The following is a 20,071-nucleotide window of genomic DNA, read 5'->3' as shown; positions in this document are numbered from 1 at the left end:
TCTGGTTTGCCAACGGGGCCTTCCCGGCGCTCAATCAGCCTAATGTAACGCTGAGAGCCGCGTCAACTCAGAGAAATCCGGGTCAGTAAAGTTAGATTTTCTAATCTTTATCACGGCTCGCAACGGCGACTCTTGGTTCCCTGATGGAGCCGGAACAGGACATGACCGAGGTCCCAAACAGACTCGCTTTGCACGAGATCGGTGCAGGCAGCGATACCCGCCAACGCATCGACCGTATCAACGCATCGCAAGCCGGCAGCCTGCCCGGTCTGCTGAACTTTCGATGGCTCGAAGCCGAACGCGGCCATATCCGCGGCCGCTTCGAGATTGCCGGGAAGCACTTCTCGCCGCACGGACTCTTGCACGGCGCAAGCATCGTCGCGCTGGCGGACACCGCGTGCGGCTTCGGCTGCCTCGCCTCCTTGCCGGACGGCGCGACCGGCTTCGCCACCGGCGAGCTGAAGACGAACTTCATCGGCGCCGCGCGCGAGGGCGGCGTCAGCTGCGAGGCACACCTCGTTCACGCCGGCCGCACCACCCAGGTCTGGGATGCCGAGATCCGCAGCGAAGCGACCGGCAAGACCATCGCGCTGTTTCGCTGCACGCAGATGCTGCTCTATCCGCCGGCCAAGGCAGGCGGCGGCGCGTCACAGGGAGAACGATCATGAGGAACGCCGTCATGCATGCCGGGTATCAGAGAGCAAAGCCGTTCTATGGCTGGTATGTCGTCGCAGCAGCTTTCGTCGTGACCTTGATCGGCTTCGGCAGCGCCTACACGTTCTCGTCCTTTGTCGAGTCATTGCAGCGGGAGTTCGGCGCCTCACGCGGCTCGGTCTCGCTGGTGTTCTCGTTCGCGGGCTTCCTGTATTTCGGTCTCGGCATCGTCTCCGGCCCGCTTGCCGATCGCTGGGGCGCACGCAGGCTGGCAGTCATTGGAATGGCGCTGGTCGGTCTCGGCATGGTGCTGGCGGGACAGGCGCAGACCATCCTTCAGGTCTATGCCGCCTACAGCATCGGCATCGGAGCCGGCGTCGGTTGCGCCTATGTTCCGACCTTGGGCGCCGTGCAGCGCTGGTTTGTGCGTCGGCGCGGTTTTGCGTCGGGCCTCGCCGTCAGCGGGATCGGGGTCGGGACGCTGGTGATGCCGCCGCTCGCAACCTGGCTGATCACGAGCCTCGGCTGGCGCGATGCCTATGTCGTGTTGGGCGTTGTTGCTGCCGTCGCAGGGATCGGCGCATCGCTCCTTATCGCCGACGATCCGCGCCGCCATGGCACCGGACCGGATGGCGATCCGCTTGAAGCGGCTTCGGGCGCGCCGCTCCGCCAGGGCGTCTCGATCCGCGGCGCGGTGCGAACTGGCCGGTTCGCCGGGCTCTATGCGGCCTGCCTGATCAGCGCGTTCGGGGTGTTCGTACCCTTCGTGCACCTGGTGCCCTTCGCCGTCGACCATCAGGTGGCGCCGACGCTCGCGGTGCTGCTGCTCGGGATGATCGGCGTCGGCAGCACCGCCGGCCGCTTCTTCCTCGGCGGCATCGCCGACCGGGTCGGACGCGACGCATTCCTGATCGCGATGTATCTCGGCATGGCCGTCTCTCTGGCGATCTGGGCGATGGCCGGCAGCTTCTGGTCGCTCACGGTCTTCGCGCTGCTGTTCGGCGTGTTCTATGGCGGCTGGGTCGCGATCCTGCCCGCAGTGGTCACCGACCATTTCGGCGGCCGCAATGTCGGCGGCATCATCGGCATCCTCTACACCAGCGTCGCTTTCGGCACGCTGCTGGGTCCGAGCGCCGCCGGCTTCGCGTTCGACGTCAGCCACAGCTACTTCATCCCGGTGGCAATCAGCGCAGCCGCCAACCTCGTTGCCGCCCTCATCGCCGTCGCGACGATGCGAACGGCCTCACCGATGGCTTCAGTCGCGCAGCCGTGACGGTCGGTGACCCCCGTGCTACGCTCGGGGATCACTCACCCGCCGGTTCGAGACTTCTGTGATCACCCGGTTCGCCATGACCAAAGCCTGGAACTACCGGCGCGCCGACCGTGACGACATCGTCGAGCTGGCGTCGTGGCGCGGTGCCGGCTCGCTCAGCCTCCGACCGCACTTCCATGACGAGAGCCAGATCGTGCTGGTGCTCTCGGGGTCGCGCGCCTTTCGCATCGACGGCGCGACCGTCACCGTGCCTGCGGGCCATGCCGCGCTGATCCCGGCGGGAATGCTGCACGCACCGGTGGCGACACCGGGTGAGGAGACGGTTTGCCTGAATGCCTATGTTCCGGCGGGCCGCACCTGCTCGTCGCTCCGGATCATCAATGTCGGGGACCGCTGGCGGAGCATCGACGAGATATCGCCGGAGCACATCAGCGAGATCGCCAACGACATCCTGTCGCGCGAGGCGCCCGGTTCGACCGAGCAGGCCGGCAGAGCCAAGCTCGGCACGGCCTTGACGGAGAGCCCCGAGCCGATCGGCGAGATCGCCGCGAGCTTCGGGCGAAGCCGCGAAGGGTTCAGCCGCATGGTGAGACGCGAGCTCGGCGTCGCGCCGCATGCGTTCCGGCTCCTCGCCCGGCTCAATCTTGCCCGGCAACTGCTGCGCGCAGGCGAGCCGATCGCAGCCGTTGCGGCGGATGCCGGCTTTTCCGATCAGAGCCACCTCACCCGTCTGTTCCGGCGCACCTTCGGCACGACGCCGGGCGTCTACTGGCGCGATTGAGGCGGCGTCACAGACGTTCCAGACCGGCCGCTGCTCCGCCCGCTAGCCTGCTCACCCTGCAAAGGGGTGAAGGATGGATACCGGAACAAGTCTTCTGCTGCTCGCGGCCGGCTGCGCCGGAGGCGTCATCAACGCATTGGCCGGCGGCGCCACGCTCATCACCTTTCCGGCGATGCTTGCCGCGGGCCTGCCGGCGGTCATCGCCAATGCGTCGAATGCGGTGGCGATCTCGCCGGGGCATTTGATCGCGGCGCTCGCCGATCGCGGCAAGCTGCCGCCGCCGACCCGGCGCACGATCAGCTTCGTCGCCGTCTCAACGATTGGCGGCGCGGTCGGTGCCGGCGTCCTCTTGTTGCTTCCCGAGCGGCTGTTCGTCCTGCCGGTGCCGGCCCTGATCGCATTCGCAACGCTGCTGTTTGCCTTCGCGCCACGGATCCAGACGTGGACCACCGGACATCAGAAGGCCGCAGCTCTGCCCTCGACCGGCGCGAGCAGTGCTGTCCTGGGACTGGCGTGTGTCTATGGAGGGTTCTTCGGTGCCGGGCTCGGCATCATCCTGACCGCGGTGCTGTCGATCACGGAACCCAACGACATCAGGGCGATCAAGGCATTGAAGAACCTGCTCGCGACCTGCGTGTCGCTCGCCGCAACGCTGATCTTCATCGTGCAGGGCGCGGTACGGTGGCCGGAGACATCTGTGATGCTGCTCGGCGCCATGGTCGGCGGCTATGCCGGAGGCCACCTGATCCGGATCCTGCCGGCTCACATCGTCCGGCAGTTCGTCATCGCCGCCGGAGCGTTGATGACCGTGATCTACGCCGCGCGATACTGGTTCTAGATGGAGCGAGGGAGCCGAGGCTCCCAGCTCGAGCTGCGCGGTTTCGAGCGAAGTGGATTACGGTTCGCGTGAAGAAAACGCGCCAAAACGAAAGCTTAGTGCGTCGTCATCCAGGCGCGGGCTTCGCGCTGGGCGGCAGCGATCTCGACGTCGGACATCTGCTCGGCGACTTCGCGGCGGTGCGCGATCGCGTCGGTACGTCCCTTGAGCGCCGCCAGGTTGAACCATTTGTGCGCCGCGACGAGGTTGACCACGCCGGAGCGGCCGCTCGCCCAATACATGCCACGCTCGAACAGCACGTCCTGGATTGCAGTCGCAGCAACCGGGACAGCGCCTTCGTGATCGATGACCCCCTGAAACATTGTCGTCATTCCCCTTTTTGTTGTTGGCCGCCCTCCCCCGAGCGCGGCCCCCGTCCACTGTTGAAACGCCCTGTCATTCCCGCGCTGACCCTTGGGGATCATGCGCTCGCCGTTTGCCGGCTTGTTGGGATGATCATGGCCCATCAAATTTGAAGAGCGGTTTAAGTATCGCGATGAACGGGATGTAAATCGGGGTCGCCGGGCGTGTTCGCCGGAATCGCAGAAGTGCCTGTGCCGCAGGCATTTCCGTGCATTCGTGAATGCCGGTTTACCCTGGTGCTTCGGACATCGATAACCATCGCGGACAATGGCCGCGGGTGCCGGCCGGTCCCGGCCGCCGACGCATCCGATCAGTCGATGAGTTGACGGCGGGCTGCCACGCCTGGCGCACGGTCCGCGAGGCCGCGGTACGGTCGCGCACGCAAAGAAACGCGAGCCCCTCAGGCCCGACGTCGATCCGGAAAATGGGATGTGGAAAGTGGCTGCCGGGCGCGGACTGCGCGGGCCGCCGGAACGAGGGGGTCGGCGAACACGTCAGGACCAGATTTCAGCTCGGCATTCTCGCCGGTGAAATTGCGGAACCAAGCCGGCCCCGCACCGAACGAAGAAATCTCTGTTTCTTCTGCCGGACCGCTTTTGGGAGGGTTGCCCTCTCCGAAATTCGATCCAGCCGTTTGACCTGATGTCTCGCCGACACCCTCTTTCGTCAGCCAGAGCCTTGGGGTGGGATGTGCCTCTCAGCAGTCCGTCCGCTGGCTCTCGCGACGTGCCGGCATCAAGCCGCCGGCAATCCTCTCAAGGCGAGAGGCTTACTTCTTCTTGGCGACCTTGCGGGTCTTCTTCGCAGTCTTCTTCACTGCGCTCTTCGCCTTCTTCGCCTTCTTCGCCTTCTTTGCCTTCTTAGCCATGTTGCCCTCCAGTATGTGAGATGGCTCTCGCTGCGTGCACTCGGGAATCGATATGCACTACTTCCCGAATACACCAACAGACTGAAAAAAACAGTGTCCCGCTTAAGGAAGTGTTGACGCAGCGGTGGCAGTGCGCACAGCGCGCGGCGCCGATCAAATCGGCATTGCGTTCACGCGACGATGCAAGAAGTGCAAGAGCTGCCGACATCGGCATTTGTCAACGTTGCAGGAAACGCCTGTATTGCAGGCACTTCTTGAATTCGCATTCGAACGATCGACGCGTGACCGTCATTGCGTTGAGTCGCAAGCCGTGACGAAAAGCGGCGCCACGCCAACGCCGAGTCGTAATTTTTGGCAACGAAAAAATTTTCGTGGGTAAGACGACTTTTGCCTCGTTTGAGGTCACCCGGACCGGATTCGCGAACGAATCGCAGATTCGGCGATTCGGCGCGGAAGGCGTCAGTGCGACCGTCGAGCGAGGGTGTGAGGCAGGATCACGCCGCGTTCACGCGCGCGCGACGACGCCGATGGTGACGGCACGAGAGCATGATCCGGCTGGATCATGCGCCAAGGACAACATCATTGTCCTGTTCGTTCAGACGCCGAGCTTGGACTTCAAGAGCTCGTTGACCGCCTTCGGGTTCGCCTTGCCACCCGACGACTTCATCACCTGACCGACGAACCATTGAAGGGCTGCGGGCTTCGCCTTCGCCTGCTCGACCTTGTCGGGATTGGCCGCGATGATGTCGTCGACCACCTTCTCGATCGCGCCGAGGTCGGTGACCTGCTTCATGCCGCGCGCCTCGACGAGCGCGCGCGGATCGCCGCCCTCCTGCCAGACGATCTCAAACAAGTCCTTGGCGATCTTGCCGGAAATCGCTCCTCGCCGATCAGATCGACGATCGCGGCGAGTTGCTCCGCCGACACCGGCGAGGCTGCGATCGCCACGCCCTCCTTGTTGAGACGGCCGAACAGCTCGTTGATCACCCAGTTGGCGGCGAGCTTGCCGTCACGCGCCTTGTCGGCGAGACGAGCGAGCACCGTCTCGTAGAACTCCGCGCTCTCGCGCTCGGCGACCAGCACGCTCGCATCATAGGGCGACAGGCCGAAGCCCGTAATAAAACGGGACTTCTTCTCGTCCGGCAGTTCCGGTTTTGCGCGGGGCTCCTTGGGAGACGGTCCCTCTTAGATACCCAACTTCTCTTTCAGCATATCGCTTACTAGCTGCGGATTTGCTTTTCCGCCCAACCGCTTCATGACTTGGCCGACAAACCATCCAAGCATCTGCGGCTTGGCTTTAGCCTGCTCAACCTTCTCAGGATTTTGCAGACATAGCACGTCGATCTGTACCTGGACTTGGCTCCGGTCCGTAACTTGCCGAACCCCCAACCGCTCAATGATCTCACCGGGTTCGCCGCCGCCCTCCTTCCACATGACGTCGAAGACCATCTTCGCTGAGCTCGTCGAGATCGTATCCGTCGCTATGGCCATCAGCAGGCTCCCAAGCTGCCAGTCCTTTACCCGAGAATCCTTGATATCGAGCCCGTCCTTATTGAGCCGACCGAACAGCTCGTTAATGACCCAGTTTGCTGCTGTTTTGGCGTTAACTCCCTCGTGCTCTGCGACAACTTCAAAGAACGTGGCTATGTCCGGATGCGCAACCAAAACGGACGCGTCGTAGGGCGTGAGGCCATACTTGTTGATATACTTTGACTTCTTTTCGTCCGGCAGTTCCGGCAGCTGCGCCTTGAGTTCGTCGACGAAGGCCTGGCTGAATTCGAGCGGCAGCAGGTCGGGATCGGGGAAGTAACGGTAGTCGTGCGCCTCTTCCTTGGAGCGCATCGAGCGCGTCTCGCCCTTGTTCGGGTCGAACAGCCGGGTTTCCTGGTCGATCGAGCCGCCGTCCTCGATGATCTCGATCTGGCGCCGCGCCTCGTACTCGATCGCCTGGCCGATGAAGTTGATCGAGTTCATGTTCTTGATTTCGCAGCGGGTGCCGAGCGTGGTCTCGCCGTGGCGGCGCACCGAGACGTTGACGTCGGCGCGCAGGCTGCCCTTCTCCATGTCGCCGTCGCAGGTGCCGAGGTAGCGCAGGATCGAGCGCAGCTTGGTGACGTAGGCCTTGGCCTGCTCGGCATCGCGGATGTCGGGCTTGGAGACGATCTCCATCAGCGCGACGCCGCAGCGGTTGAGGTCGACATAGGACATCGTCGGCGACTGATCGTGCAGCAACTTGCCGGCGTCCTGCTCCAGATGCAGCCGCTCGATCCCGATGGTGACGCTGCGGCCGCCATCGAGCTCGAGCACCACCTCGCCCTCGCCGACGATCGGCGACTTGTACTGGCTGATCTGGTAGCCCTGCGGCGAGTCCGGATAGAAATAGTTCTTGCGGTCGAACACCGAGCGCAAATTGACCTGCGCATTCAGCCCGAGACCGGTGCGCACTGCCTGGCGGACGCACTCCTCGTTGATCACGGGCAGCATGCCCGGCATCGCGGCATCGACCAGCGAGACGTGGGAGTTGGGCTCGCCGCCGAACGCGGTCGACGCGCCCGAGAACAGCTTCGCGTTCGAGGTGACCTGGGCATGGACCTCCATGCCGATCACGACCTCCCAATCGCCGGTGGCGCTCTTGATCAGTTTGTGAGGGGCAGCAGATGCGGTCATGGATCTCGGTTTCCGGACATGTGATATCTGGGATGGATTGGGCTTCGCGCAACCGATCGCGCCAGTCAAGCCGCCTTGCAATCCCCTTGCAACCCGTACCGGCGCATTGGGGCAGAGATCAGAGCCCGCGCCGGAACTGCTGATAGGCCTTGCTTGAGCGCAGCGCGTCCGCGCCGCCTGTGATCAGCTGGTCGACCTGCTCGGCCGGCAGCGAAAGCCGCGTCGGGATGGCGTTCAGGATGCCGGCACGCTCCGGTCCGAGCCGGTCGAAGCCGAGCCGCTCGACATAGATCGCGACGTCGCCGCACTTCCAGCCGGCGCCGACGCCAAGCCTGGTGCGATCCGCCGCCGACAGGCCGCAGCGCCAGCGCTTCAACTTGCCGGACCAGTCATTGGCGAGCGACGTGAAGGCGGCGTAGCTCGAGCGCACGCTTGCATCGATCGCGGTGTCGGCGGCCGCCGACACCAGCTCGACGCCGCTCGGCCCTTCGAGCGTCTGCACGAAGTCGCCGGAGATGCCGCGTCCGGCGTCGACCACCAGGAACAGGATGCGCCTGAGCTTGGCCGCCTGCCGTTCGCTCAGCGGCTCGTAGGGGCGTTGCGCGGCGAGCAGGCCGATGCTCAGCCCTGACAGGCCGTAGTTATCAACCAGGCCGCCATCGAGCAGCTTGACGTAGCGCATCGAGCCGTCGCGGTAGCGCGCCTGGGCCTCGGCATAGGAGCGCAGCAGCGGCTGCTCGTTCGGATCGTTGCGCACCCGGTCCAGCCAGGGCGGCAGCGGCGCGGAGCAGCCGCCGGGATAGGTCTGCAGCACGATCGGCGCGAAGGCCAGCGGCACCGCCGCGGAGGCCGCCACCGCTTCGGCGACACGATAGGAGCGGATGTCGCTGCACAGCGCATCGAACGACGTCTTGCCGAACACGAACGGCGTGCGGTTGTAGATGTCGGACGCGTTGATCCAGACCCGCGGCCGGCGGTCGTCCGGCAACGCTTCGAACCGCGCGCCGTCGAACAGGTTTTGATCGAGCCAGTCGGTGAACTGGCTGTCGTTGACGCCGCCGCCCAGCGCGCGCCCGATATTGCCGAGCGAGATCCTGGTCTTCAGTCCCTCCTCGGCGTTGCGCAGCAGGAAGCGTTCGCGAAAGTCATCGAGTGCCGCGCGCCGCTTCAATCCGAAATAGGCCGCCGTGACCGATCCGCCGGAGACGCCGGAGACGAAGTCGACGCGATCGAGCAATGTCTTGGTGCCGGCAGCGCTGGAGCGCACCCGGTCGAGCTCTTCGAGCACGCCGAACGAAAACGCCGCCGCGCGCGTGCCGCCGCCTGAGAACGACAGCGCAAGCAGCAGGTCATCTTCGTAAGTCGGAATATCGCTGACACCGTTGGTGTCGGCCGCCGCGGCGCCGAGCGGCACGTTGCCCGGGAGATTGTACACGGTTGCGCAGCCGGCAAGGCCCACCGCCACCGCAGCCACCAGCAATGCTGACAGCCATCCCCCTATGCCCGACCCACGCACGAATACTCTCTTTGCCGCTGGCCCCCGCCCGGTTCCACCAGCCTATCACGGCCAATCTGGGCGGCGGCATGGCGGCCGAAACAAGGTTAACGCTCGCGGTGCCAAGACACCGCGCTTGGCACCGGTTGTTCAGACCAAAAGTGTGGAGACGATCCGCTCCCACTCGGCCTCAACTGTGTCCTTTGCGACCGGCTGGCCGGCCCGGCGATACCAGTAGCCGGCATTGCCGAGATCGCCCTCGACACGATGCAGGTAGGCATGCACCCAGGCCGAATTGGCGTCGCTCTCGTCCTGCACGATCTTGTGCGCCTGATCCCAATCGCCCTTCCTCGCCCACCACAATGCGGCGAGCGGTGGCGACAGCGCGCTATCCGGCGCAGCGTCAGCGAGACTGGCGCGGAAATCCGCCATCGCTCACCACCATTTGGGCGCCGGGAAGCGGCCGGCCGCCTGCTCGATCACCTCGCCGAGCGAGAACAGCGTCTCCTCGTCGAACGGACGGCCGATCAGTTGCAGCCCGAGCGGCAGGCCTTGCGTGTCCTTGCCCGCGGGCACGGCGATGCCCGGCAGGCCCGCCATGTTCACGGTCACCGTGAAGATGTCGTTGAGATACATCTCGACCGGATCGGCACCGCCCTTCTCGCCGATGCCGAACGCCGCCGACGGCGTCGCCGGCGTCAGGATCGCATGCACGCCCTTGGCGAAGCAGTCCTCAAAGTCCTTCTTGATCAGCGTCCGCACCTTCTGCGCACGCAGATAATAGGCATCGTAGTAGCCGGCCGAGAGCACATAGGTGCCGATCAGCACGCGGCGGCGCACCTCGTCGCCAAAGCCGTCGGCGCGGGAGTTCTCGTACATCTCGATGATGTTCTTGGCCGGCTCGCGCAGCCCGTAACGCACGCCGTCATAGCGCGCGAGGTTCGACGAGGCCTCCGCCGGCGCCACGATGTAATAGGCCGGCAGCGCGTATTTGGTGTGCGGCAGCGACACTTCGACGAGCTCGGCGCCTGCGGCCTTCAGCCACTGCGCGCCCTCGCTCCAGAGTTTCTCGATCTCGGCCGGCATGCCGTCGAGGCGATACTCCTTCGGGATGCCGATCTTCATGCCCTTCACGGACTTGCCGATCGCGGCCTCGTAATCCGGCACCGCGATATCGACCGACGTGGTGTCCTTGGGATCGTGACCGGCCATCGAGCGCATCAGGATCGCGGCATCGCGCGTCGTGCGCGCGATCGGGCCGGCCTGGTCGAGCGAGGATGCGAAGGCGACGATGCCCCAGCGCGAGCAGCGGCCATAGGTCGGCTTGATGCCGACGGTCGCGGTGAACGCGGCGGGCTGGCGGATCGAGCCGCCGGTATCGGTCGCGGTCGCGCCCATGCAGAGCAGTGCCGCCACGGCCGAGGCCGAGCCGCCGGACGAGCCGCCCGGCACCAGCGTGGTGTTGGAGCCTTCGCGCCGCCACGGGTTGGTGACCGGGCCGAAGCACGAGGTCTCGTTCGACGAGCCCATCGCGAACTCGTCATTGTTGAGCTTGCCGAGCAGCACCGCGCCGTCGCGCCAGAGCTGCGAGGTCACCGTCGACTCGTAGGGCGGAATGAAATTGCCGAGGATCTTCGAGCACGCCGTGGTCCTGATATCGCGGGTCGCGAACAGGTCCTTGATGCCGAGCGGGATGCCGGCCAGCGGCCCGCCCTCACCCTTTGCAATTTTCTCGTCGGCCGCCTTCGCCATTTCGCGGGCGCGGTCCGGCGTCTCCAGCACATAGGCATTGAGCACGCGCGCGGCCTCGATGGCGGCGAGATGCGCGTCAGTCAGTTCGCGGGCGGTGAAAGACTTGCTCGCCAGGCCCTCGCGGGCCTCGGCGATCGTCAGCGATGTCAAATCGGTCATTTATTGATCGGGCTGCAGAAGAACGGAGACAGGGTCTTGTCGTTGGCGGGGTCGTCCTGCCGGGGGCTCATATTTCTCCGGGCATTTTCCTTGGCGCGGGCGGCATCGAGCGCCTCGAGATGGTCGAGCACCGCGTCCATCGCCGCATTGGGATCGGCGACCTTCCCCTTGCGCTCCATCGCATCGAGGAAGTCCATATAGGCCTTGTAGGCCTTTTCATCGTCGCAGAGCAGACACATCGGGACCGTCCAAGAACAGAGAACTACTCGACCACCTTCGGCACCAGGAAGAAGTGGTTGGTCGTATCGGGCGCATTGCGGACGATGTCGTCGGCGATCTCGCCGTCATTGACCACGTCGGCGCGCTTCTTCATCTCCATCGGCGTCACCGAGGTCATCGGCTCGACGCCGTCGACATTCACCTCCGACAGCTGCTCGACGAAGGCCAGCATCGCGTTAAGTTCGCCCTGGAGATGGGGAACTTCGGCGTCGCTGACCGCGATCCGCGCCAGATGCGCGATGCGGCGGACGGTCGTGGCGTCGACGGACATTATATAGGGCCTCGGGGCTGAAAGGTCAGCCCGCCGTATAGCAGAGGCCGGTTTTGCGCCGCAACCGCGCGAATCCCTCTGCCCCGGGGGCTTCGGCACCCTGCCGGGCATCCGGGCGAGCCATTCCGGCGCGCATTCGGGCCGCAAAAGCCTGCGACGAAACCACTTTGCGGCTGCCACGAAGTGGTGCCGAAACATTCGGGGCGCCTACTCGCTCCAAATCAAAAAGTTCGGAGTGCGTCATGCAAACGCTGGAAAACCGTCCCCGGCCGGAGGGCTGGGACCCCGCCCTTTGGTCGATCGGCACGGTGCTGGGGATTGCGATCCTCTACGTAGCCTGCCTGGTCTGAGCGAGGCGAGCGATGGCCAAGTCCCAGGCAAAAGCTCTGCAGGAAAAGGCCGAGATGTTCGAGCGCCGCGCCGAGCGCGCCGCGGATCCGATCTCCCGGCAGCATTACAGGGAAATGGCCGCGCATTATCGCAGGCTCGCGACCGAGCATCTGGAGATCAACCAGAGCGAGCCCGCACGCCAGGCCTGAAAGTGCGATCCGGCCCGCCGCGGTCGGCTAGGCCTGCTTCGGCAGCAACGGCCGAAAGAACGACCGCTCATAGCGGACAAAGCAGCGTGTTTCCCTCGCGAAGGCGATGGCCTTCTGAACGTCGGGATCGAGCGCTGAATCCTTGCGGTACTGTTCGTAGGCCGCAAAGCTCGGAAAGCTGAAAATCGCCAACGCGACGTCGCTGGCGCCCTCGGACGGCAGGAAATAGCCGTGATGAGTGCCGCCAAACCGCGGCACCAGCTCCAGCCACATCACACCATAAGCCTCGAACTCGGCGAGCTTGTCCGGACGAACTTCGTATCGCAGATAACAGGTGATCATGCCGTGGTGCTCCTGCGCCAATTGAACTGCCGTCTCTCGATAGCCGGATATCGGAGGCGGCAGTCCGGGGCATACACCGAAATTGCGCAGATGGAGGTGAAATCAGCCCGCCATCTTGCCCATCCGCGCCAGCGCGGCGCCCGCCAGCGCGCGGGTCAGCTCGGCGGCCGGCATCTCCTTGCCCATCCGCACCGCCTGCCCGGCCCAGAGGTTGGTGAAATCGACCTTGCCTTGTTTTTCGGCAGCCGCCTTCAGCGGCCCGAGGGCGGTCGCCGCATGCGGGAACGCCGGCGCGTCTGGTGAGATCGGGCCGACCTCGCGCATCACGCGGTTGGCGACACCGCGCGCCGGGCGGCCGGTCATCACATTGGTGATGACGGTCGATTCATCGCTGGCCTGCGCCAGCGCGACACGGCCCTGCTCAGACACCTTGGATTCCGGACAGCGCAGGAACGCCGTGCCGATCTGCACGGCAGAGGCGCCGAGCGCAAAGGCCGCCGCGATCCCGCGTCCGTCGGCGATGCCGCCGGCCGCGACGACCGGCACCTTCACCGCATCGACCACCTGCGGCAGCAGCGAGAACGTGCCGGGCTGCTCGGCGATGTCATCGGTCAGGAACATGGCGCGATGGCCACCGGCGTCGGCGCCTTGCGCGATGACGACGTCGGCACCGTTCTCCTCGAGCCAGATCGCCTCCTTCACCGTGGTCGCCGACGACATCACGATGGCGCCCGCTGCCTTCACCTGCTGCAACAGCTTCGGCTCCGGCAGGCCGAAATGGAAGCTGACGACTTCGGGCTTCAGCTCCTCGACCACGGCGCAGAAGGCCGCATCGAACGGCGCGCGGTTCGCCGCATTGATCGGCGCATCCGGATCGAGGCCGTGTTCGCGATAGTACGGCCCCAGCCGCTGCCGCCATGCCGCCTCGCGCGCCGGATCGGCGTCGACCGCCTTGTGGCAGAAGAAGTTGAGGTTGACCGGCGCCGACACGCGCTGGCGGATGATGTTGACCTGCTCACGCGCCTTCTCGGCCGACAGCATCGCACAGGGCAGCGAGCCGAGCCCGCCGCCCTGCGCCACCGCGATCACGAGCTCCGCATCCATCACGCCGGCCATCGGCGCCAGCACGATCGGGAATTCGGTCTTGAAACGATCGATCAATCGACGGTCCGGCCACATGGTGTGTCTCGCGCTGTTCAGGACAAAGAGGAAAGAGAATTGCGCCGGCCCTGCAACGTCTGATCGGCCTCGGCGACGATGCGGCCGACGATCTCGGCCGCGGGAACGATATCATGGATCAGCCCGACGGACTCGCCGGCGAACACCGCGGCAACGTCGAAATTGGCCGCGGCCCTCGCGGCGGCGTATTCGACCGCAACCTCGTCGGCGCGCTGCATCAGCTCGATCTCGCGGCCAGACCAGCGCCGCAGATGATCGTTGGAGAGCGAGCGCGCGGTGAACGGCGCCGGCCACATCAGCTTGCGCGACCAGTCCATCACCACGCCGCGCACCGTCTCGCCGCTCTTCGCCGCGCGGATCCGCTGCTTCGCCGGCTCGGGCGCGTCGGCCTCGGCGCTGGCATAGAACCGCGTTCCCATCAGCACGCCGGATGCGCCGAGCATCATCATCGCCGCGAGGCCGCGGCCGTCAGCGATGCCGCCGGCCGCGACGACAGGGACGCGCCCTGCCGCGAAATCAATGATCGCAGGCACGATGTCGAGCGTGGTGCGCGACGCACCGTGACCACCCGCCTCCGTGCCCTGCGCAATCAGGATGTCGGCGCCGCAATCCAGCGCTTGTTGCGCCATCTCCTCGCTCTGCACCTGGCAGATCAGCAGCGCGCCCGCGGCCTTGATCCTGGGCGCGAACGGTGCGGGATCACCGAATGACAGCATCACCGCGCGCGGCCGCGCCTCCAGTGCGATCTCGATCAGCTCCGGCTGCTTCGCAAGGCTCCAGGTGATGAAGCCGATTCCGAACGGGCGGTGATATCGCCTGAGCACCGCAGTCTCCGCCTCGAGCCAGGCCCGATCTCCGTAGCCGCCACCGAGAATGCCGAGGCCGCCGGCGTCGCTCACCGCCATGACCAGCCGGCTTCCCGTGATCATCGCCATCGGCGCCGCCAGGATCGGATGCGCGATGCGAAGGCGTGCCGTCAATTCGGTGCCGATCGGCATGCGTTGCTCCCTGTTCTGGACTGCTGTTCTGGACTCGCAGCCTAAGCGGGCCTAACATTCTCGGAAAATGAATACTAGAGAACGCTACCATCTCTAAAATGAAACGGTGGTCCCAGATGGAATTGACCGACCTGCTCACCTTTTCCACGGTCGCCCGGCTTGGCGGCATCACGAGGGCCGCCGACGAGCTGAATACCGTGCAGTCCAACGTCACCCAGCGCATCAAGGCGCTGGAAGCCGAGATCGGCACGGCACTATTCGAGCGTCACAGCCGCGGCATGTCGCTGACCGGCGCCGGCCGCCGCCTGTTGCCGTACGCCCAGCGTATGGCGGCGCTGTCGCGCGAAGCCGTGCTCGCCGCGCGCGACGATGGCGAGCCGAAGGGGCCGCTGTCGATCGGCTCGATGGAGACGACCGCCGCGGTGCGGCTGCCGACGCTGCTTGCCGAGTTTCATCGCCGCTATCCGGCGGTGCGCCTGACCTTGCGCACCGCACCGACCGCTGACCTCGTCGCCGCCGTGCTCGACGGCTCGCTCGACGGCGCCTTCGTCGCCGGTCCGATCGAGCACGCCGAACTGTCGGCGACATCGGCCTTCACCGAGGAACTGGTGCTCGTCACCGCGCAGTGCTGGAAATCGCTCGCCGCCTTGCGCGCCGGCACGCCGGAGTCGGGCCCGACCGCGCTCGTGTTCCGCACCGGCTGCACCTACCGGCAACGGCTCGAACAGGTGTTCACCGAGTTCGGCTGGCCGTCGGCCGCCCGCTTCGAGCTCGGCACGCTCGACGGCATGGTCGGCTGTGTCGCCGCCGACATGGGCGTCACCTTGCTGCCGCGCGCGGTCGTCGAGCGCGACCACGTCCAGCGCGACATCAAGATCCACAAGCTCAGTCCGCAGCATGCGCATGTCGAGACGCTGTTCATCCAGCGCCGCGCCACGCACCAATCCAGCGCGTTGCAGGGACTTGCCGCATGCCTTTCCGGCGACGATCGGGTGATCGCCGCCTGACCGGCGTTTTCGCATGGACCGCTGCTTGCCGCCGGGCTTTGCCTCGGCGCGCGGGTGCGTGCTAAGCGCTGGGTCATGGCTGCCCCCATCCTTCCCCTGATCGAAGCTGCGCCGCACTGGCCCGAGCGCGGCGCGCTTGTTGGCCTCGACCTCGGCACCAAGACCATCGGCGTCGCCGTCTCCGATCCGGACCGGCGGCTCGCGACCGGCGTCGAGACCATCCACCGCAAGCAGTTCAAGGCCGACGCGGCCCGGCTGTTCGCGATCGCGGCCGAGCGCAATGCCGTCGGCTTCGTGCTGGGCCTGCCGATCAACATGGACGGCAGCGAGGGCCCGCGCGCGCAATCGACCCGGGCATTCGCCCGCAACCTCGCAGGCCTCACCACGCTTGCGATCGGGCTGTGGGACGAGCGGCTGTCGACCGCAGCCGTCGAGCGCGAGCTGATCGGGATGGATGTCAGCCGCGCCCGGCGCGCCGAGGTAATCGACGAACACGCTGCGATCTTCATCCTGCAGGGCGCACTCGACCGGCTGGCGAAGCTGCGCGGAGACCGCTGACGATGGCGGTGGTGATCGCGGCGCTGTTGCCGGTATTTTTGCTGATCGTGCTCGGCTTCATCCTGAGACGCACGCTGATGCGGCTCGACACCCAATGGCACGGGCTGGAACAGCTCACTTACTACGTGCTGTTCCCGGTGCTTTTGGTACAGACGCTGGTCAAGGCCGATCTGACCAAGGTGCCGGTCGCGGGCGTCGGCGGCGCGCTGCTGCTCGCGGCGCTCGTGATGTGCCTGCTCTGTCTTGCGCTGCGCGGCCCGCTCGCCCGCGCCGGGGTCGACGGCCCTGCCTTCTCCTCGATCTTCCAGGGCGCCACCCGCTGGCAGACCTATGTGGCGCTGTCGGTGTCGGGCAATCTCTATGGCAAGGTCGGGCTGGCGCTGGCCTCGGTGGCGATGGTCGCGATCATTCCGCTGGTCAACGTCTTCAGCGTCGCCGTGCTGGCGAAATATGCCTCATCCGGGAAGCGGTCCGCGGGCGCCATCGTGATGACGGTCGTGAAGAACCCGCTGATCTGGGCCTGCGTCATCGGGCTCGCCATCAATGTCACGCATGTCCCGCTGCCGAAAATCTGGCACGACGTCGCCGACGCGCTCGGCGGCTCGTCGCTGGCGATCGGCCTGCTGGTGACCGGCGCCGGGCTGCATTTGACAGGCATCTTCCGTCCCAGCCTCGCCGCCAGCATCGCGCTGGTGCTGAAGCTGGTCGCGATGCCCGTCCTGACCGTCGCGCTCGCGGTGTGGTTCGGCGTCACCGGCGCCAATCTCGCCATCGTCGCGGCCTGCGCCGCGGTGCCGACCTCGCCGTCAGCCTATGTGCTGGCGCGGCAGATGGGCGGCGACGCCCCCCTGCTCGCCCAGATCATCACGCTGCAGACGATTCTGGCCGCGATCACGATGCCGATCGTGATTGCCGCGGTCGGACCGTAGCATGCGGCCTGCGCTCGCAGGCTCGGCTCGCAGTGCTGATCGTCGCTACTTCCCACTCGAACCGGTGAATGCCGTATCGAGCACATCGCCGATCGGCTGCCAGCTGCGGCCATCAAACTGCAACAACCGCAATTGCTCGACCGGTCGGAACTGACCGCTGTTGATCTTGATGCCCGGCAGCAAGGCGGACGCCTGATAATCCCTGAGCGCCGCGGCCTGCCTCATGACGTTTTCGCGCGACAGGTCGTTGCCGCATTGCCTGAGCACCTGGACCATCGTTTCGGCCTCCGCGTAACCATAGACTGCGGCTGCATCGTCCTTGCCGCCGGCCTTCGTATACTTGTCGAGGAAGCTGTGCCAGGCGCCCTGCTCTTCCCTCCAGGCCGGATCGCTCGCATCCTTCAGGAAGGCGGCGGTGATGACGCCGGTTGCATTCTCCGTGCCGGCCGGCTTGAGCACCGTCTCGATCGATGACGCCATCTGGTTCACGACAAACACCGGCCGCCAGCCGTGCTCGGCCGCCGCCCGGATCACCTTGGTGGCATTTTCCGGCACTCCGGCAAACACAAAGACCTCGGCGCCCGATTGCTTCAGGATCGAGATGTGGCCGTCCAGATGCTGGTCATCGACATCATAGGCAATGTCGACCCTGATGTTGTGGGCGACGTCACCCAGCCCCTGCACCAGCCCCTTGAACAATTCCCGCCCGAACTGATCATTCTCCCAAAGCGCCACGATCTTCTTTCCGGGATAGAAAGCCTGGATGTAGTTGGCGTAGATCCGTCCCTCCTCGCGGTACGAGGGCTGCCAGCCCATGGTCCAGGGATAGAGAGACGGCTCGCTGAGGTCCTGATCGCCGGAGACAACAAAGAGTTGGGGGATCTTCAGTTCGTTGAGATACTTCCGCACCGCGAGATTCCCGGGCGTGCCGAACGAACCGAACATCAAGAGCACATTGTCGGTCTCGACCAGAATGCGCGTCAGGTCCATGGCGTTGGACGCATCCGACAGATCGTCGTAGGACATGAAACGGATCTTGCGGCCATTGATGCCGCCGCGTTCGTTGATCATCTCGAAATAGGCGGCTTCCGCCTTGCCGATCTGGCCGAAAATCTCCAGTGCGCCGCTGTACGGCATCAGGTTGCCGATGCGGATTTCGGTATCGGTAACGCCCTGATCGCGCACCTGCTGCGTGATGGCGCCGAGGGACGCCAGCGCGACGACGCTGGCCAAGAGCGTTCGGATCAACCTAGCCATGACAAGAGCTCGCACGACGGCAGCCGCCGCTGCCTAGTTTCGGTCCGGCCCGCGCTCGTTCATTGATCTAGATCATAGCACTGTGAGGGGGCCGCCTGCATCCCCCTCAGTCGGGTTCCCAATGGGCGGCGACGCGCGGCTGCTGGTTCCGGACCATCACGCTGCAGACGATCGCGGCGACCACTACGATGCCGGTCGCAACTTCCTTGGTTGCAGACAATCCTAGGTGTAAGGGCCCGTCGAGAGAAACGCGACAATGTTCATGGCCGAATGAGCAATGACCGTCAGCCAGGTCGAATTGCTGCGCCAGCGGAAATGGCCGAGAGCAAGACCTGAGACGAATATCCAGAAGCGCCCAAACCAATCGTACTGAGTGTGGATCATCGCCCACGCGATTGATGTAAGGACGATGGCTCCCGTCGGACCGAGGAATGACTCCGACCAACCGCGAAACGTGAATCCACGAAAGATGAATTCTTCCATGATCGGCACGGCAATGCACACAGCAATGAGGAGGGCCAGTAACCCGCCAGGTCCTTTGACAATCAGGAATGAATCGGGCGTACCAAACTCTGAACCAATGAGGAGTCCGCTCAGGGTCTCGGCGCCCATAATGATGGCAGAGATCAACAGGGCGCGAACTACCTCACCCCTGCTCGGCCAGTTGAGCGCAAGATATTCGGCAAACCCGCGGCCAGCCTTCCGGATCGCGATCCACAGCACGGCGATGGTCAACGGGCTCGCAATGGCAATGACCGGGCCGAACCATCTCCCTTGCGATGCGAAATCCTGGAATTGAGCCGGCGACATCTTGGCTACGCCGTCTTGCAGCCCGACGATGAATGTCGCGGCTAGACCTCCTGCCAGCATATAAACGCCGTAGGCAATCAGGGTGACGAGTGTCGTCTCCCAGAAGTCCCAGGTCCGCAGTGGCGGCGCCGAAGCAGATGTCCGCGCACCGGCATTTTCGAAGTTCGACATATGGATTTTTCTGCAACAATTTTGCAGCGAAGGTGGGCCTGAGCTCAACCTAACATACGGGACAGCTAGCCCGCCAGCCACCAGGTCTGCAGCGTCGCCGCAAAATTGTTCAGCCCGTGCAGCAGGATGGTCAGCCAAGTCGAGCCGGTGCGGAAGCGCAAATAGCCGAACAGGAACCCGATCGACAACACCTCGCAGAGGAAGAACCAGTCGTACTGTAGGTGCATGAAGGTCCAGACGATCGACGACAGCAGGATCGCGCCATAGGGGCCGAGCCGGGATTCCGACCAGCCGCGATAGAGCCAGCCGCGCGCGAACAATTCTTCCCAGAGCGGCGCGGCCACGGCAAAGGCGATCACCAGAAGCCACAGCGCGCTGTGCTCCTGTGCCGATTTCAGCACGTCGCCCATGAAGCCCGGCGTCACCTCGCGGCCGGCGGCGCGGGACACCATGTCCCAGGCGCCGACCAGCACGCCGAGCGCGACGACGCCGATGATCACATTCTTCCACGACGTCCCGCGCAGCCCGAGGTAATCGGCGAACGGGATCCCGGTCCGGCGGATCGCGAACCACAGCACCAGCAGCACCATCGGCAGGCCGGCGAGGACCGAGAGCGAGATCGTCAGACCGTCGGCGACCACATGGGTGATGCCGGCCGCCGACAGTTCTCCGCCCTGCGCAATGATGCGGTAGACGATGACCGCGACCTGGCCGAGGAACATCGCGGCGAAGATCAGAAGGCCCCACAGCGCGGTGCCCCAGAACTTCCACACCCGAGGGGGACGTGGCGGCGGTTCGATAGCAGCCGGCGGGGTATCGGGATTGAGTGCGTCCATCAGCAA

The 20,071-nt window shown here is 65.1% G+C and carries 21 protein-coding genes and 1 pseudogene; 8 read left to right on the top strand and 14 right to left on the bottom strand.

Annotation, left to right across the window (positions count from 1 at the left end):
* Positions 1 to 161: 161 nt before the first annotated feature.
* From BraRD5C2_RS06950 to BraRD5C2_RS06935, 4 genes are all read left to right on the top strand, one after another.
* Positions 162 to 668: a PaaI family thioesterase gene (locus tag BraRD5C2_RS06950; RefSeq protein ID WP_223967552.1), complete on the top strand. Its 507-nt coding sequence runs from the start codon at positions 162 to 164 to the stop codon at positions 666 to 668.
* Positions 665 to 1,927 (top strand): MFS transporter, encoded by a 1,263-nt coding sequence (locus tag BraRD5C2_RS06945; protein WP_223967551.1) that lies wholly within the window; start codon positions 665 to 667, stop codon positions 1,925 to 1,927. The genes BraRD5C2_RS06950 and BraRD5C2_RS06945 overlap by 4 nt, the downstream gene beginning before the upstream one ends.
* 58 nt (positions 1,928 to 1,985) lie before the next feature.
* Positions 1,986 to 2,708 (top strand): AraC family transcriptional regulator, encoded by a 723-nt coding sequence (locus BraRD5C2_RS06940; protein ID WP_223967550.1) that lies wholly within the window; start codon positions 1,986 to 1,988, stop codon positions 2,706 to 2,708.
* 73 nt (positions 2,709 to 2,781) lie between these two features.
* The gene (locus BraRD5C2_RS06935; RefSeq protein WP_223967549.1) at positions 2,782 to 3,546 is read left to right on the top strand and encodes a sulfite exporter TauE/SafE family protein; all 765 of its coding nucleotides are present in this window, start codon (positions 2,782 to 2,784) and stop codon (positions 3,544 to 3,546) included.
* A 95-nt stretch (positions 3,547 to 3,641) separates the two neighbouring features.
* Here the strand turns inward: BraRD5C2_RS06935 and BraRD5C2_RS06930 are convergent, their stop codons facing one another.
* The 8 genes and pseudogenes from BraRD5C2_RS06930 to gatC all read right to left on the bottom strand — a co-directional run bounded on the left by BraRD5C2_RS06930 (position 3,642) and on the right by gatC (position 11,439).
* Positions 3,642 to 3,908: a hypothetical protein gene (locus BraRD5C2_RS06930; RefSeq protein ID WP_223967548.1), complete on the bottom strand. Its 267-nt coding sequence runs from the start codon at positions 3,906 to 3,908 to the stop codon at positions 3,642 to 3,644.
* 1,503 nt (positions 3,909 to 5,411) lie between these two features.
* A pseudogene (locus BraRD5C2_RS06925) lies at positions 5,412 to 5,968 on the bottom strand (Asp-tRNA(Asn)/Glu-tRNA(Gln) amidotransferase subunit GatB); the annotation flags it as partial.
* A gap of 33 nt (positions 5,969 to 6,001) precedes the next feature.
* The gene (gene gatB / locus BraRD5C2_RS06920) at positions 6,002 to 7,483 is read right to left on the bottom strand and encodes an Asp-tRNA(Asn)/Glu-tRNA(Gln) amidotransferase subunit GatB (protein WP_223967547.1); all 1,482 of its coding nucleotides are present in this window, start codon (positions 7,481 to 7,483) and stop codon (positions 6,002 to 6,004) included.
* Positions 7,484 to 7,601: 118 nt separating this feature from the next.
* A complete protein-coding gene (locus BraRD5C2_RS06915; protein ID WP_223967668.1) occupies positions 7,602 to 8,963 on the bottom strand; it encodes a patatin-like phospholipase family protein in 1,362 nt (453 codons plus the stop codon).
* Positions 8,964 to 9,128: 165 nt separating this feature from the next.
* Positions 9,129 to 9,410 (bottom strand): hypothetical protein, encoded by a 282-nt coding sequence (locus tag BraRD5C2_RS06910; protein ID WP_223967546.1) that lies wholly within the window; start codon positions 9,408 to 9,410, stop codon positions 9,129 to 9,131.
* 3 nt (positions 9,411 to 9,413) lie between these two features.
* Positions 9,414 to 10,889, bottom strand: a complete 1,476-nt coding sequence (gene gatA / locus BraRD5C2_RS06905; protein ID WP_223967545.1) for an Asp-tRNA(Asn)/Glu-tRNA(Gln) amidotransferase subunit GatA — start codon at positions 10,887 to 10,889, stop codon at positions 9,414 to 9,416.
* Positions 10,886 to 11,128 (bottom strand): hypothetical protein, encoded by a 243-nt coding sequence (locus BraRD5C2_RS06900; RefSeq protein WP_223967544.1) that lies wholly within the window; start codon positions 11,126 to 11,128, stop codon positions 10,886 to 10,888. The genes gatA and BraRD5C2_RS06900 overlap by 4 nt, the downstream gene beginning before the upstream one ends.
* Positions 11,129 to 11,151: 23 nt before the next feature.
* Positions 11,152 to 11,439 carry an Asp-tRNA(Asn)/Glu-tRNA(Gln) amidotransferase subunit GatC gene (gatC, locus tag BraRD5C2_RS06895; protein ID WP_207829947.1) on the bottom strand — a complete coding sequence of 96 codons (288 nt, stop codon included), beginning with the start codon at positions 11,437 to 11,439 and terminating at the stop codon, positions 11,152 to 11,154.
* A 362-nt stretch (positions 11,440 to 11,801) separates the two neighbouring features.
* Here gatC and BraRD5C2_RS06890 point away from each other — a divergent pair, with 362 nt between their 5' ends.
* Complete coding sequence (locus BraRD5C2_RS06890) at positions 11,802 to 11,978, top strand: hypothetical protein (protein WP_212318696.1); 177 nt, start codon at positions 11,802 to 11,804, stop codon at positions 11,976 to 11,978.
* Positions 11,979 to 12,005: 27 nt separating this feature from the next.
* Here BraRD5C2_RS06890 and BraRD5C2_RS06885 read toward each other — a convergent pair whose 3' ends face one another.
* The 3 genes from BraRD5C2_RS06885 to BraRD5C2_RS06875 form a co-directional block, all read right to left on the bottom strand.
* Positions 12,006 to 12,320 (bottom strand): NIPSNAP family protein, encoded by a 315-nt coding sequence (locus BraRD5C2_RS06885; RefSeq protein ID WP_223967543.1) that lies wholly within the window; start codon positions 12,318 to 12,320, stop codon positions 12,006 to 12,008.
* Between the two features lie 102 nt (positions 12,321 to 12,422).
* The gene (locus BraRD5C2_RS06880) at positions 12,423 to 13,499 is read right to left on the bottom strand and encodes an NAD(P)H-dependent flavin oxidoreductase (RefSeq protein WP_223967542.1); all 1,077 of its coding nucleotides are present in this window, start codon (positions 13,497 to 13,499) and stop codon (positions 12,423 to 12,425) included.
* Positions 13,500 to 13,516: 17 nt separating this feature from the next.
* A complete protein-coding gene (locus BraRD5C2_RS06875) occupies positions 13,517 to 14,497 on the bottom strand; it encodes an NAD(P)H-dependent flavin oxidoreductase (RefSeq protein WP_223967541.1) in 981 nt (326 codons plus the stop codon).
* 116 nt (positions 14,498 to 14,613) lie between these two features.
* Between BraRD5C2_RS06875 and BraRD5C2_RS06870 the strand changes: the two genes are divergently transcribed.
* From BraRD5C2_RS06870 to BraRD5C2_RS06860, 3 genes are all read left to right on the top strand, one after another.
* Positions 14,614 to 15,504 carry a LysR family transcriptional regulator gene (locus BraRD5C2_RS06870; RefSeq protein ID WP_223967540.1) on the top strand — a complete coding sequence of 297 codons (891 nt, stop codon included), beginning with the start codon at positions 14,614 to 14,616 and terminating at the stop codon, positions 15,502 to 15,504.
* A 75-nt stretch (positions 15,505 to 15,579) separates the two neighbouring features.
* Complete coding sequence (gene ruvX / locus BraRD5C2_RS06865) at positions 15,580 to 16,062, top strand: Holliday junction resolvase RuvX (protein WP_223967539.1); 483 nt, start codon at positions 15,580 to 15,582, stop codon at positions 16,060 to 16,062.
* Between the two features lie 2 nt (positions 16,063 to 16,064).
* Positions 16,065 to 16,991, top strand: coding sequence for an AEC family transporter (locus BraRD5C2_RS06860; protein ID WP_223967538.1), 927 nt, complete (start codon positions 16,065 to 16,067; stop codon positions 16,989 to 16,991).
* A gap of 45 nt (positions 16,992 to 17,036) precedes the next feature.
* On the opposite strand, the gene BraRD5C2_RS06855 is transcribed toward BraRD5C2_RS06860, so the two are convergent.
* From BraRD5C2_RS06855 to BraRD5C2_RS06845, 3 genes are all read right to left on the bottom strand, one after another.
* Positions 17,037 to 18,248 (bottom strand): ABC transporter substrate-binding protein, encoded by a 1,212-nt coding sequence (locus BraRD5C2_RS06855; RefSeq protein WP_223967537.1) that lies wholly within the window; start codon positions 18,246 to 18,248, stop codon positions 17,037 to 17,039.
* A gap of 222 nt (positions 18,249 to 18,470) precedes the next feature.
* A complete protein-coding gene (locus BraRD5C2_RS06850) occupies positions 18,471 to 19,229 on the bottom strand; it encodes a CPBP family intramembrane glutamic endopeptidase (RefSeq protein ID WP_223967536.1) in 759 nt (252 codons plus the stop codon).
* 65 nt (positions 19,230 to 19,294) lie between these two features.
* Entirely contained in the window at positions 19,295 to 20,065 is a 771-nt protein-coding gene (locus tag BraRD5C2_RS06845) for a CPBP family intramembrane glutamic endopeptidase (RefSeq protein ID WP_223967535.1), read from the bottom strand.
* Positions 20,066 to 20,071 lie beyond the last annotated feature (6 nt).

The organism is Bradyrhizobium sp. RD5-C2 (genome assembly GCF_019972155.1).
Lineage (GTDB): Bacteria > Pseudomonadota > Alphaproteobacteria > Rhizobiales > Xanthobacteraceae > Bradyrhizobium.
Note: the sequence above shows the minus strand (reverse complement) of the source record. Positions and strands in the feature narration are given on the sequence as shown.